General features: G+C 60.6%; 1 protein-coding gene. It reads right to left on the bottom strand.

The genetic code is table 11. The features are described 5' to 3' along the window. Positions 1–520 (bottom strand): AAA family ATPase (locus CKO23_RS25220; RefSeq protein WP_200336346.1); only part of this gene is annotated, 520 nt, incomplete at both ends.

Here is a 520-nt window from a genome sequence, read left to right as displayed (position 1 = left end):
TGGTCGACATCGAAGGTCGAGAGCAATCCCTCGTCGGCGCGCAGATGGGCCAGATCGGGTGTGAAGAAACCGCGCTGAGTGAGGATATCCACCAGAAAGGTCGGGGTGCCGGTCTCGAACCACCAGGTGCGGAATTCGCGTTTCTGAAACAGCAACAGCAGGTCGAACGGGTTGTAGACCGCCTCGCCGGTCCAGTTGTAGCCGTTGTACCAGCGGCGGACCTCAGCGCGGTCCAGGCCGTCCAGCTCCGGCGCGAAGACCGTCTCCAGATCGCCTTGGGTATAGCCGCACAGCGTCGAGTATTCAGGGTCGATGGTGATGTCGTTGAGGTTGTTCAGCCCCGAGAAGATGCTCACTTTGCTGAACTTGCTCACCCCGGTGAGAAAGGCGAAGCGGATGTGAGCGTCCTGGCCCTTGATGACCGAGTAGAGGTTGCGCAGCCCATCGCGCATCTCGCGGGCGGTCTCCGGGCGGGTCAGATTATCGAGAATCGGCTTATCGTACTCATCGACCAGCACCA

This window comes from Thiocystis violacea (assembly GCF_016583565.1).
GTDB lineage: Bacteria > Pseudomonadota > Gammaproteobacteria > Chromatiales > Chromatiaceae > Thiorhodococcus > Thiorhodococcus violaceus_A.
Note: the sequence above shows the minus strand (reverse complement) of the source record. Positions and strands in the feature narration are given on the sequence as shown.